This is a genomic window from Dellaglioa sp. CoH-55-MRSF-9, from assembly GCF_056782155.1.
The window spans coordinates 173,439-186,139 of the sequence record NZ_JBXAYG010000001.1; the positions used below are offsets into that span (position 1 = coordinate 173,439).

Sequence of the window (12,701 nt, forward strand, 5' to 3'; positions counted from 1 at the left end):
TCATAATTATTAGATCTAAATCTAATAATTATGAGCTTTTTTATATTTAAATAGTGTTAAAGGTTATGAAATTTGTTTTATATTGGTATATTGCGCCAATCATATTAGCATCTCCATAAAAATAACATGTTTTTAAATTATACTTAAGGCCATCCGCACGTTTGGCAATGATTAATTGATTAATATATTTATTTAGTGTTTTAATCAAACCAGGTCTTTCAGATATAGCGCCTCCAATTAAAACAAGGTCAGGATCATACGATACAAGTAGATTAAACACTCCTACGGCTAAATGTTTATAAAAATCATCTACAATTTGGCATGCCTTATCATCACCAGAGTCAGATAAATCAAATAATTGTTTTCCGTTAATTTCACGATTATTTTCTGAAGAATACTGTTTGGCAAGATTTACTGGACTAACCAACTCACTGAAAGTACGATCATCATTTACATCTAAAATCATGTACCCAAATTCGCCACCAAATAGATTACTTCCGGCCTTTAATTTTTTATTCATTATTACAGAACCACCAACTCCAGATCCAATGATAATAGAAACAAAATCATCTACATCTTTAGCGTTTCCAATCCAATTCTCAGCTAATGCTGCACAATTAGCATCGTTTTGTATAGAAACTGGTACGCCTAAATATTGTTCCAACTCATCCCTAATCGGAAAATTGTGTATATAAGGGATGGCGCTAATCCCATGAATAATTCCATTTACCGTATCAACTGATCCTGGAGAACTAATGGCTATACCTTCAGCGTTCTGACAACTATTATATAAATTTTTAATTAAAGTTTTCATATCTTTCCACGTCTCAGGGGTCTCCCTCTTACCACGTGAAATGAACTGATTTTCTTTCCATTCTCCATACTTTACGGTTGTCCCACCAATATCAATTGCTAATATAGTTCCCATTGTTCTCCTTTTCAGTCATTCGACTAATATTTTTAGTATCTGATAATTATAATTTTTAATAAACGTATTAAATTAAAGAAGTTCTCATAGCACGTCTATAATGCGTCATTTTATACGGCGTTTTTTTTAATTGATTTATACATAGTTATAATTTCTTTAGCTAAATCAATATAACAGATACTCGTCATTAGCCAATCTTGCGAATGTATCAAATACAAATTAAGTTTCGTTTTTTCACCATTGGCCTCTTTTGTTAACAAAGTAGTTTGGATATTGTGCACCTTAGTTAACGCCTCTTGTGCTTGGTTCATAAAATCATCAGATTTAGAAAAATCAGACTGCTCAGCCATGCGGATTGCTTGAGCGGCAAATCCCTTCGCATTCCCCGATTCCATAATAATTCCCATTATTACAGTCATATCTTTATCATTCATATTTTTCATCCCCATTTCACTAAATTTATTTTATTCCGCAATTAAATTTACTGCTGTTTGTAATACTTTTTCACCGTTCATCATCCCATAATCTAGCATATCAATGACGTCCATAGGAATTCCAGCAGCATCAGTTTTACTTTTAATTTCTTCCTTCATATAACTGACCTGTGGCCCTAATAACAATACATCCGGATGAACACTTTCAATTTGATGGTCTACATCTGATGTTGATGTTGCAAATATTTCATAATCTTTTTTCTGCTTAGAAGCTGCCGCCTGCATTTTTGATACTAGTAGAGATGTAGACATACCAGCTGAACAAGCTAACATAATAATTTTTTTCTCCATGATTTTTTATTCCTTTCACTCTGCTTTATTATTTAATTCTTGCTCTTGTTCTTGATTACATAAATATTGATCATATTTTTTAGCGAATGGATAGTATCCGACAGCTGATATTACTAACGTTACCGCTTGCCATAAGGCCATCTTCCAACCTCCAATTAAAAATCCTGAAATAACTGCTGGCGTTGTCCAAGGTGCCGCAACACCATTTAAAGGTGGTACAATTCCGAAATAAATTACCCCATAAGTAGAGATTGCTACAATAACTGGTACCATGAAAAATGGTATAGCTAAAAATGGATTCATAACTAAAGGTAATCCGAAAAGAAAAGGCTCATTAATATTAAAAATAGCTGGAATAAGCTCAATTTTACCGATTGTTTTAAGCTGAACAGATTTAGCTGCAACTAGTGTGAAAATAACTAGTCCGATGGTTATTCCAGATCCCGTCAAGTTAATAAAATTATTATAAAATTCATTAGTAACAATATGTGCCCCGTTACCTAACGATAATTTACCAGCTTGATATAAAGCAGCGTTTCCAGAAGTATTAGGAATTAAGAAGGCTCCTGCAATTCCACCGACAATCAGTCCTCCGTGAACACCAAAGAACCAAAAGAATGATACTAAGAAGGCAATCAATATAGCCCCAATTAATGAATCTGATAGTCCTTGCATAGGTGCTGCTAACATCTTATAAATGAGATTTAACATATCTGTATTTAACACTGTCTTAATTAAAGCAAAGATTAACATAGTAACAGTTAATATAACACCAGATGGAATCATGGCAGTAAATTGATTAGCAACACTAGTTGGCACTTGTTCTGGGAGTGTTATTTTCCAACCAGCTTTAATCATTTTTGTATATGCCCAACCTACCAAAATACCTACAATAATTGCAGCCACCATTCCTTGACCGCTCAACCAACTAATGTTAATTACACCATTAACTGGCGACTGCATGAATGATTGAAGCGAATGAGGTAATTTGTCTATATTTTCTGTTATTGCAGAACCACTTAGGACCTCTTTACCAGCACTGTTAACAATACCTGCTCCATTTTTACCCATTACTCCGGCTAAAGGTGCGGCCACTTGGAGCATCTGTAACATCAAGAAAGATGATAATGCTGTCAATGCAGCGGGTAATGCCTCATATCCCTCATTACGAACATATACGTACGCGATACCAACTACCGCCCAGATAGATAAAATACCAAATGTTGTTGTATATGCTTGTGTGAAAAATGCTGACCAACCTGAATCTTTAAGCGCATCTGCAACACTTGGCACCGGGAAATTGGACAAAATTAAAAATATGGATCCTATAATAATAAAAGGTAATGCGTATACCATTCCATCTTGCAGAGCCCTTATAGGTTTTGTATTCACAAATTTCATAATTATAGGTAATAACTTATTCGTAATGAACGTGTTTGCTTTATTTTCAGTTTTATTTTCCATTATATTTTTTCTCCATTCTCTTCTAAGATATCCTTAAACCAATAATATGATTTTTTTGGAACTCTCTTCATATCTTTCAAATCATGATTTGTTCTATCAACAAAAACTGCACCATATCTTTTCTCCATGTCACCATGTGAACTAGGAATATCAATTAATCCCCAACCCAGATAGCCCACAACTTGAGCACCATCAATAAACATTGCATCCTTCATAGCCTTAATATGACTTTTATGATATTCAATTCGAGCATCATCTTGGATTATATTTGTGCTGTCCCTGTGCTCCTTGATGCCAATTCCATTTTCAATTGGAAATACAGGTAATCTATAACGATTATGCAAATCTGTAATTACATTTCGGAATCCTAAGGGATCAATATTCCATGACCACTCACTACTAGATAAATAAGTATTTTCTTCTACACTATAATTCATATATCTATTTGGTGCCTCGTCACTTGGAATTTTATCAGCATCCATGACCATTGTGCGATAGTAACTAAAGGAAATGAAATCAGATTTAATTTTATTTAAATATTGCTTATCTCTATCTTTAAAATCCATTTGAATATTATTCACTTCTATATATTTAAGTACTTCAGGAGAATATGATTGTCCGACAAATAACGAATTTAGATTTTCATAAATAAATTCATTTTGTTTTCTTACTGCAAAAGAATCTTTTGGATTAGTCGTTGCTGGATAAACTGGTGTATATGCCAACATACCTCCAATCTTAAGTTCTTTATATTGTTCATGAATATATTGTGCAATTTGTGCGTGAGCTATCATCGTATGATGGAATATGGTATACATATCGTCAATTGTTTTTTCCGTCTTGGTATATCCAGAAATATGAAATGTTTCATCAGTGAAGTATAGATTATGTTCATTAAATGTAATCCAATATTTAACTCTGTCTGAAAAATGATCAATAACGACTTTCCCAAACCTAACAAAAGCATCAACAGTTTTACGAGATAGAAATCCACTTTGCTTTTGGGCCAACGCTAACGGCATGTCAAAGTGATAGAGACAAACCATTGGCTCAATACCACGCTTAATCATCCCATCAATTAATCGGTCATAATACTCAAAACCTTTCTCGTTGATAGTTCCATCACCATCAGGTACTATTCGAGTCCACGATATCTGAATGCGATACATATTCATATTCATATCTGCAATTAAATCCAAATCTTCTTCATATCTGTTAAACTCATCAATCGCATCGTGCCAATCGGATACACCTTTATCTGAGTCACGGATATCATAAACTGATAGCCCTTTACCATCTGCCTGCCATGCTCCTTCTGTCTGCATACTTGATACAGAATTACCCCAATAAAAACCTTTAGGCATCTTATTTTCATTTATCATATATCAATCAACCCTTCTTCTAATAAATTATTTTTTAACTAAGAAATCGCTTTCATTTACTATTATATATCTTTTGTATAATAAAACAATACTTTTGTTATACAAAAGATATATGTTTTATTAAACTCTGGCTATCACTTATATAGAAAAGAGGGTAGTTGAGTGTTATAATTCGGTATTAACCGATTAATTAGTCATACTAAATATCGGTACAATATTCTCTAATTCTAAAATAGTTACATCATACCTATTTTTTTTGAGATCTAATTTTTAATAAGCAGAGTAATATACTTTTTAAAATCGCACCTAAAGTTTAAATAATACTAAATTTGACATTAAAATCTATGGGGGAACAGGGATTTATGAAAAAATATGAGTTAGTTAAAAATATAATTCGGGAACGAATACTTTCTAATATATATCCAAAAGGTAGCATTTTACCTGATCAAAAAGTATTATCTGCTAGCTTCGATGTCAGTTCAATAACCTTAAAGAAGGCGTTAGATGACTTAGCACGAGAAGGATTTATATTAAAAAAATCTGGTTTTGGAACAGTTGTTATAGGTCCCTCGACTCTTATCAATAGCGTTGATGCACCGGCAGATAATTTTGATGGATTAAGTAAACAAGAAGGACGGGACAGAATAACAAGTCACGTCATTAAGTTTGAAGTTGTATTCCCTCAAAAAGAGGTTCAAACTCATTTAAATATTAGTGCAGAAGAGCCAACATACCATATTATTAGACTCCGACTTTTAGATGGAAATCCTTTCATCTTGGAAGATACGTACATGCCTGTTAAATTAGTTCCAGGTTTATCAAAATCCGTACTGGAAACTTCCATATATAGTTATATTAAAAATACGTTAGGGTTAAATATGTCAGGTATGTCTAGAAAAATACAAGCCAGACAAGCCACTGAATTAGATATCAATTATTTAAACGTTGTTGAACAAACGCCAATATTAGAAGTAGAACAAATTGTTTGGCTTGTGAATGGTCACGCCATCGAGTACTCAAAATCAAGAAATGAATTTAATAAACGCTCTTATTTTGTTTTTGAATCAAATTAAACTGGCACACTTATGAACTAACTTACATTAAAAATAATTATCTGTACTTAATATATGTGGGTACGCAAAAAGGCATAATTCCAAAGTTATATTGGAATTACGCCTTTTTGCGTACAAAGTATTTAAATATTATTTTTATAAATTAGCATCCATGTTAAATATTATTTTTATAAATTAGCATCCATGTTAAATGTTAATTTAGATAATGTTAATCCTTCAGTAATGAATTGACCAATCATGTTCATCGTTCTTTCACGCATATCAGCAACAATTGCGTAATTTTGTTGTGTGAGGTAGTTTGTTAATTCATCCCCACTCATATCTGTAGATGCTGCATCAATATCAGCAACCATCGTCTTCAACTGTTGACGACATGCCTTTAAGTAATCAACATTTTCTTGAATAAAATGAGAATAATGTGATTCTGTTAACATCGAAACCGTACGATACATCCAATAAGCACTATTCATATCTAGTGTTAACGGTGTTTCGCTGTAACTTGGGTCTGTGTCTGTTGCATTCGTGTAGAATGGCACAAATGGTGCAAATGCTGGAACACCTAAACAGATCCACATTAATGCAGAATGTGCATCATCAACATTATTTCTCAATTGAAGAACGTGTGCATTTTGTGTTCTATTCATTGAAATAGGACGGAATCGTAAACGATCTTCATCAGCACCATGACCAAATGGATCATATTGTGTTTCATTGTAATGTGAACCTAAAATAGCAGTCACATCTTCAACACTGATTTTTTTATTTGCGTAACAAATGAATGGTAATTCACTTGAAGTTGGTTCTTGCTTAATTTCTGGATTCAAACAACGTTGACCATACCAGACACGAGGTGTGTTGTAATGACGATCTTTTTCTGTGTCTGTTCCAAAAATATGACGGAAGTTCCAGCCTGTTTTATCAGGGTTTAAATGATGCTCTTCTACATATTCACGGATACCGTCTGACCACATAAAGTTATCTGTATTATCAAAATCAATTTCTTGAATAGCAACTTGATTAGCTGCAACAGCATAAGCATCATCTGGAATACGTTGTGCAATCCAGTGATGTCCGGTAACAATTTCCATGTACCAAACATCATTTTTATCACTAAATAAGACACCATTTCCTTCAGGTGAACCGTATTTTGTAATTAAAGCCCCTAAATATTCAACACCATGTTTTGCTGATTTAATATAAGGTGCAACCATTGTTTGTAATGAATCTTCTGCTAAACCATTTTTAATTAAAGGATCGTATGCTAAAACACGTTCATTCGCATAGACACTTTCTGTTGCGCTCATTGCAACATTTTTTTCATTAATACTACTTTCATCAAAGACACCTTTGCTGGATACCTCAACATTAGGTGTTGCTGTCCAGCGATACCCATTTTCTGGTAATGGTGCAGTAAACCCATTTTTATTCGAAGTTAACGTTTCATGACGTCCGGTTACTGCAGGGTACATCAAGAATCGTTGTGGTGTAATAGGCAAAAACGTATCATCATTTCTAGCAATCATCGTTGAGCCATCAATTGTGGCCTTCTTACCAACTAAAATTGTTGTACATGCTTGTTCCATCATAAATAATTCACTCCTTCTCATTATTAAATACCCTTATAGTGTACAACTTTTATCTTCATATAAACATGCTATTTTTATATACTTTAAGAAACAGTTAAATCTAGTTTACAACTCTAGATGTAAATGCTAATATAAAGATATTACGTTAAGGGGGGTTATCATTTGAGCCAAAAAGTTCCATCATCTTTTTTAAATTGGCTAGATAGCTTAAAGAAAATTACATTACCTGATTGGCAAGATTTCCCGGAATTAGACCTTTATATGGATCAATCCGTGAAACTTGTTAATCAATACTTAGAGCCATTACACTTAATGCCTGTAACACCTACAATGGTCAATAATTACGTAAAAAAAGAAGTTATGTTTAAACCCATCAAAAAAAGATATCGCAAGGAACATTTAGCAGCAATCATTGTTATTACTGTTTTAAAATCTGCTTTTCCGTTAGATGTTATCAAGAATGGTATCGACCAAATTTTAGTCGATAACTCATCTGAAGATGCTTACATGAACTTCGCTTTAATTTTTAACGAACAACTTAAATCTTTAACCTTTGATACCAACTTAAAGCCCGTCACGACTGAAACAACAATCATTGAATTAGAACAACGAACGGCTGCAAGTGCCGTGATTAATCATATTATCAGTGAAAAATTAGTTATATTAATGAAGGAGGCCAATTAAATGATGAGTAAAGAAAAAATAGCAGTATTAGTAGATTCAGGTTCGGATATTCCTAAAGAATTTATGGAACAGGAACATATTTATATGGTCCCTATTTTAATTACATTCAGTGATGCAACTTACTTAGATCGTATCTCTATCTCACCTGCGGAAGTTTATGAACGTATGGAGACTGAGATTCCAACAACCGCAACGCCTTCAGGTGGCTCAATTAACGACGTTTTTGACCAAATTAAAGCCGATGGCTATACACATGTTATTGCAACAACGATCTCAAGCGGTTTGTCTGGTACTTATAATTCAATTAAAACATTCGCCAAATTATCATCATTAACTGTTGAAGTCATCGATACAAAAAATGTTGGTATTGGTGGTGGATTAGCTGGTATTTTAGCATCAAACTTAATTAAAGAAGGCAATTATTTTGACGAAATTGTCACAAAGGTTCAACTAGCGGTTGATAGAAGTAGTGTCTTTTTCTATTTACCAACCCTACACTATCTTCAAGTTGGTGGCCGTATTGGACGTGTCTCTGGTCTTATGGGGAATCTCTTAAACATCAAACCAATTATTTCATGTGATGAAAATGGTATTTATTATCCTATTGCAAAAGCTCGAGGCGAAAAAGCTGCACTAAAAAAATTATTATCACTCGTTGATGATAAGATTGGCGATTCTCTTCATTTCGATATAGCCGTTGCATATGGTAATAATGAGCCTTTAGCAGCAAGTATCTTCGAAACCTTAAAAACTAAGTATCCAAATGCTGAACATTTTTACTTTGGCGATGCATCACCTGCTCTTGGTGTTCATGCTGGCCCTGGTGTTATCGGTATTGGTGTTGAAATTTTAGACTAAAAATAAAGAAGCAAACCGATAAATACGGTTTGCTTCTTTATTTTTAGTCTAATTAGTTGCATACTTATTTTCAATTTGTTTAAGCATTTTTTTGAAATTTCTCTTCTTAAAGAAACTCATAAGAATACTCATGAAGGCATCATTCATTTGTTGCATCTTGCCTTTAGAAGTCATGACTTCTTTATAACTTAACAAACAACGTTTATCATCAATTACCTTAATATCGTAACTTACATCAAATTTATTACGATTGTTATCCGTTTGAAAATGATAACTTTCGTTTTCAACTATTTTTGTTACTTTTAAAGCAGCTGATTGTGTTTTTGAAAACTTTTTCGTGAACGCAAAACCCTCTAATTGATTTTTTGTTAATTTCTGACCTGTCTGATCTTTAATATCATATAGTACGGACTCCATAATTTGATCAAATAGATAATCTGCAGGCATTTTTAATTTCATTTCCATTTCCATCAGTCATTCGCCTCCATTTTTAGTCATTAAATCCATTTTGTTCTGTCATTTTTTTAAACCAGTAACCGCTCTTCTTAATTGTGCGTTTTGCTTCATTATCTAAATCAACACTAATAAATCCGTAACGGTTCTTGTAAGCATTTAACCATGACCAATTATCCATACATGTCCACATATGGTAGCCATGAACGTTACTACCTTCTTCAAGTGCCTTATGAACCCATTTCAAATGATCTTGAACAAATTCAATTCGATAATCATCATTAATTTGCCCATCTGCATTAATAAATCTGGCTTCATCTTCAACACCCATCCCATTTTCAGAGATGAAACAATCAATATTACCATAATTATCCTTAATATTGATTAGTGCATCATAAATTCCTTTTTCATAAATTTCCCAGCCACGATAAGGATTAACTTTTTTTCCAGGCATATCGTATACTGTATAAAAATCTTCAGGCATCCAGCCATTTTCACCTTCTGGTTCGGCTTTAATTATTTTCGCCGCTGCTCGCCTTGGTTGATAATAATTAACGCCTAATAAATCGATAGTATTTTCTTTAATAACATCTAAATCACTTTGATGATAGATTGGCATTAAGTCATATTCATGCAACCACTCAACAATATCTTGAGGGAAAGTGCCTTTAATTGCGGGATCTAAAAATGAACGATTAAAGAATCCATCAACAAATTTGGCTGCTTTAACATCTGCTGGATTTGTCTCATCTTTTGGATACGTTGGCATTAAATTTAAAATAATCCCAATTGTGCCACCTAAATTGAGTGAATGATACTTTTCAACTGCTTTAGCACTTGCCAATGCTTCATGATAAGCCACCTGGACACCATGCTTTAAATTACGTTCATCAGGTAAATGCCATCCATATAAATACCCACCCTCAACTGGAACAATCGGTTCATTTTGAGTAAACCATTTTTTAACGCGATCGCCAAATAATTTAAAACAAGTTTCTGCATAGTCCGTATACAAGTCTACAACTTCACGATTTAACCAACCACCATTTTCTTGTAACACCATTGGCATATCAAAATGGTAAAGGTTCATAAAAGGTTCAATTCCAGCGGCAATTAAATCATCTATTAAATGGTTATAAAAGGTAACAGCTTCAGGATTAACCTCTCCAGTGAATGGATTTGGAATCAAACGTGACCACTGAATTGAAGTCCGATATGAATTATGACCTGTTTGTTTCATCAAAGAGATATCTTCTTGGTATTTTTGATAAACCCTTGATGTATTTTCGGGTCCAACCTGATTAAAGAACTTTTCAGGGCTTGCTTGATACCAAGCATCCCAAATATTATCAGCTTTTCCATCTCCTGAAACACGACCTTCAGATTGTGGTCCACTCGCAGCTGACCCCCACCAGAAATCTTTTGGAAATTCATATTTAACCATAGTAAACTCCTTTATTTAACACAAAATCTCTTTACAGAATAACGTAAAGAGATTCGCTTTTATTTTATTTTTTTGCTGCTTCAGCTTCTGCTTCAGCTTTTTCAATTTGTTTTGTTGCTAAGATAACGAATGGTGCGTAAATTAACGCTGAGATAACCACATTAACTGCGGCTAAAACCCCACCAGCTAAACTCTTAGTTGCCAAAATCCCGCCAATTACTGGTGGTGTAACCCATGGGGGCATTACCGTTGCTGCTGGCACAATTCCAGTGGCGGTTGCAATATACGCAACAGTCACAAGTACCATTGGTGTCAAAATAAATGGTACGAACATAATTGGATTCAACACAATTGGAAGTCCAAACATCATTGGTTCATTGATATTGAAAATACCAGGAGCTGCTGATAGTGATCCAATCATTTTGTAAGGTTTATTTTTACGACCAACAATGAAGATGGCAATAATCAAACCAATAGTTGCACCAGTTCCACCTAAGTTAACAAATGAATCGAAGAAAGGTTTGTTAACGATAAAAGGAATTGTTTTACCTTCACTAAGTGCTTTAACGTTAGCTGCAATAGCAGGTGCGTTAATTGTTTGCATTAATGGATCAATCATATTAGCTCCATGTAAACCAAAGAACCATAAGAATGGTGCAATAAATGCTAATAATAATGCTGATGGATATGAATTTGCCAAGCCCATAAATGGTTCTTGAACAAGTTTGTAGAATGATGCAATAATATCAGTTACGCCGAATCCTTGGAATAATGTATTGATAAAGGCAAAGATTGTAACAACAATCATTGCTGGAAATAATGAAGCGAATGCTTTTGCAACAGCAGGTGGAACACCATCAGGCATGTTAACGATTAAATGTTTGTTACCACTTAAACGTTGGAATAATTCTGCTGAAACCAAACCGACAACAAGTGCAACGAATAATCCTACTGAAGACATCCCAGCTAATTGCAAACCACCTAAAGCGAAGAATGAAGCAACTGATACTGTACCAGCAGCCATACCATCTTTACCATATGATTTTGCAACGTTATGAGCTACTAAGAATGCAACGAATAATGACATAATACCAAAACTAGCATTCCAAACGCCTGCTCCTACACCCTTCCAGATTGGAACATCGTTAACTATTTTAGGAAATAGTCCGTCCATAAAATTTGAAAAACCTGGAATTGGTAAGTTATTAATTAATGTTCCCAGAGCACCTAAAATCATAAGTGGCATAATAACAACGAATGCATCTCGAATTGCCACCAAATGTCTTTGTGCCCCAATTTTTGAAGCTACTGGAATAAAGTGAATATCCATCCATTTTATAAATTTGTCCATGAGTAGTTCCTCCTTAAAGTTTAGTACTTATCCTATTTTTTTGTATAGATCTACTACCTCACCAGCTAAGTCTCTAAATGTAATCGCATTCATTAAATGATCTTGTCCATGAACCATTAATAAACTAACTGGTACCGGATCCCCTGAAGCTTCTTGCGTTAACATGGCTGTTTGAGAATGATGTGCTTCAATGAGTGATTTGTCAGCATCAGCTAACTTAGCAGCTGCGGTTTCAAAATCGCCTTTTTTAGCGGCGTGAATTGCTTCCATAGAATCACTTTTAGCGTTTCCACCATTAACAATCAGCCCCATGATTGTTTGCATTTGTGCATCATTTTCGTTCATATCTGATTACCCCTTTTATTTTTTATTTAATTAAGCTTTTAGCTGTTGCAAGAACTTTTTCGCCATTCATCATGCCGTAATCTTGCATATTGATAACTTCTACCGGAATATTTTTGTCAGCAACCTTTTTTTCAAATTCATCTTTCATAAAACGAACTTGTGGGCCTAACATTAAAATATCAACTGGTTTTGATTCAAGCATTGAATCTGCCTCTGAAGCACCAACTGCAAAGATTTCTGAATCATAGTTCTCTGCTTCTGCAGCCTTTTGCATTTTTGACACCAATAAACTTGTACTCATACCCGCTGAACAAACTAACATAATCGTTTTCATAATTTGCCACTCCT

14 protein-coding genes are annotated in these 12,701 nt (G+C 34.0%); 3 read left to right on the forward strand and 11 right to left on the reverse strand.

Features of this window, described 5'->3' with window-relative positions; translation table 11 throughout:
* Positions 1-46: 46 nt before the first annotated feature.
* The 5 genes from AC1RPV_RS00790 to AC1RPV_RS00810 form a co-directional block, all read right to left on the reverse strand.
* Positions 47-928: an ROK family protein gene (locus AC1RPV_RS00790; RefSeq protein ID WP_481760975.1), complete on the reverse strand. Its 882-nt coding sequence runs from the start codon at positions 926-928 to the stop codon at positions 47-49.
* A gap of 110 nt (positions 929-1,038) precedes the next feature.
* Positions 1,039-1,371, reverse strand: coding sequence for a PTS lactose/cellobiose transporter subunit IIA (locus AC1RPV_RS00795; protein WP_481762169.1), 333 nt, complete (start codon positions 1,369-1,371; stop codon positions 1,039-1,041).
* A gap of 21 nt (positions 1,372-1,392) precedes the next feature.
* A complete protein-coding gene (locus AC1RPV_RS00800; protein WP_481760977.1) occupies positions 1,393-1,713 on the reverse strand; it encodes a PTS sugar transporter subunit IIB in 321 nt (106 codons plus the stop codon).
* A gap of 15 nt (positions 1,714-1,728) precedes the next feature.
* Positions 1,729-3,177, reverse strand: a complete 1,449-nt coding sequence (locus AC1RPV_RS00805; protein ID WP_481760978.1) for a PTS sugar transporter subunit IIC — start codon at positions 3,175-3,177, stop codon at positions 1,729-1,731.
* Positions 3,177-4,559 (reverse strand): glycoside hydrolase family 1 protein, encoded by a 1,383-nt coding sequence (locus AC1RPV_RS00810; protein ID WP_481760979.1) that lies wholly within the window; start codon positions 4,557-4,559, stop codon positions 3,177-3,179. Before AC1RPV_RS00810 ends, AC1RPV_RS00805 begins: the two co-directional genes overlap by 1 nt.
* A gap of 362 nt (positions 4,560-4,921) precedes the next feature.
* Here AC1RPV_RS00810 and AC1RPV_RS00815 point away from each other — a divergent pair, with 362 nt between their 5' ends.
* Positions 4,922-5,632: a GntR family transcriptional regulator gene (locus AC1RPV_RS00815; protein ID WP_481760980.1), complete on the forward strand. Its 711-nt coding sequence runs from the start codon at positions 4,922-4,924 to the stop codon at positions 5,630-5,632.
* A 167-nt stretch (positions 5,633-5,799) separates the two neighbouring features.
* Here the strand turns inward: AC1RPV_RS00815 and AC1RPV_RS00820 are convergent, their stop codons facing one another.
* Complete coding sequence (locus tag AC1RPV_RS00820) at positions 5,800-7,218, reverse strand: C69 family dipeptidase (protein ID WP_481760981.1); 1,419 nt, start codon at positions 7,216-7,218, stop codon at positions 5,800-5,802.
* Between the two features lie 162 nt (positions 7,219-7,380).
* On the opposite strand from AC1RPV_RS00820, the gene AC1RPV_RS00825 reads away from it, so the two are divergent.
* Together AC1RPV_RS00825 and AC1RPV_RS00830 are read left to right on the forward strand one after the other, a co-directional pair.
* Entirely contained in the window at positions 7,381-7,902 is a 522-nt protein-coding gene (locus AC1RPV_RS00825; RefSeq protein ID WP_481760982.1) for a DUF1836 domain-containing protein, read from the forward strand.
* Complete coding sequence (locus AC1RPV_RS00830) at positions 7,903-8,760, forward strand: DegV family protein (RefSeq protein WP_481760983.1); 858 nt, start codon at positions 7,903-7,905, stop codon at positions 8,758-8,760. It begins immediately after the preceding gene.
* A 48-nt stretch (positions 8,761-8,808) separates the two neighbouring features.
* Here AC1RPV_RS00830 and AC1RPV_RS00835 read toward each other — a convergent pair whose 3' ends face one another.
* The 5 genes from AC1RPV_RS00835 to AC1RPV_RS00855 all read right to left on the reverse strand — a co-directional run bounded on the left by AC1RPV_RS00835 (position 8,809) and on the right by AC1RPV_RS00855 (position 12,687).
* A complete protein-coding gene (locus AC1RPV_RS00835) occupies positions 8,809-9,231 on the reverse strand; it encodes a DUF3284 domain-containing protein (protein WP_481760984.1) in 423 nt (140 codons plus the stop codon).
* A 19-nt stretch (positions 9,232-9,250) separates the two neighbouring features.
* Positions 9,251-10,657 (reverse strand): glycoside hydrolase family 1 protein, encoded by a 1,407-nt coding sequence (locus AC1RPV_RS00840; RefSeq protein WP_481760985.1) that lies wholly within the window; start codon positions 10,655-10,657, stop codon positions 9,251-9,253.
* A 64-nt stretch (positions 10,658-10,721) separates the two neighbouring features.
* Positions 10,722-12,008, reverse strand: a complete 1,287-nt coding sequence (locus tag AC1RPV_RS00845; RefSeq protein WP_409021736.1) for a PTS sugar transporter subunit IIC — start codon at positions 12,006-12,008, stop codon at positions 10,722-10,724.
* Positions 12,009-12,035: 27 nt separating this feature from the next.
* Positions 12,036-12,353: a PTS lactose/cellobiose transporter subunit IIA gene (locus tag AC1RPV_RS00850; RefSeq protein ID WP_481760986.1), complete on the reverse strand. Its 318-nt coding sequence runs from the start codon at positions 12,351-12,353 to the stop codon at positions 12,036-12,038.
* A 22-nt stretch (positions 12,354-12,375) separates the two neighbouring features.
* The gene (locus AC1RPV_RS00855; protein WP_409021738.1) at positions 12,376-12,687 is read right to left on the reverse strand and encodes a PTS sugar transporter subunit IIB; all 312 of its coding nucleotides are present in this window, start codon (positions 12,685-12,687) and stop codon (positions 12,376-12,378) included.
* Positions 12,688-12,701 lie beyond the last annotated feature (14 nt).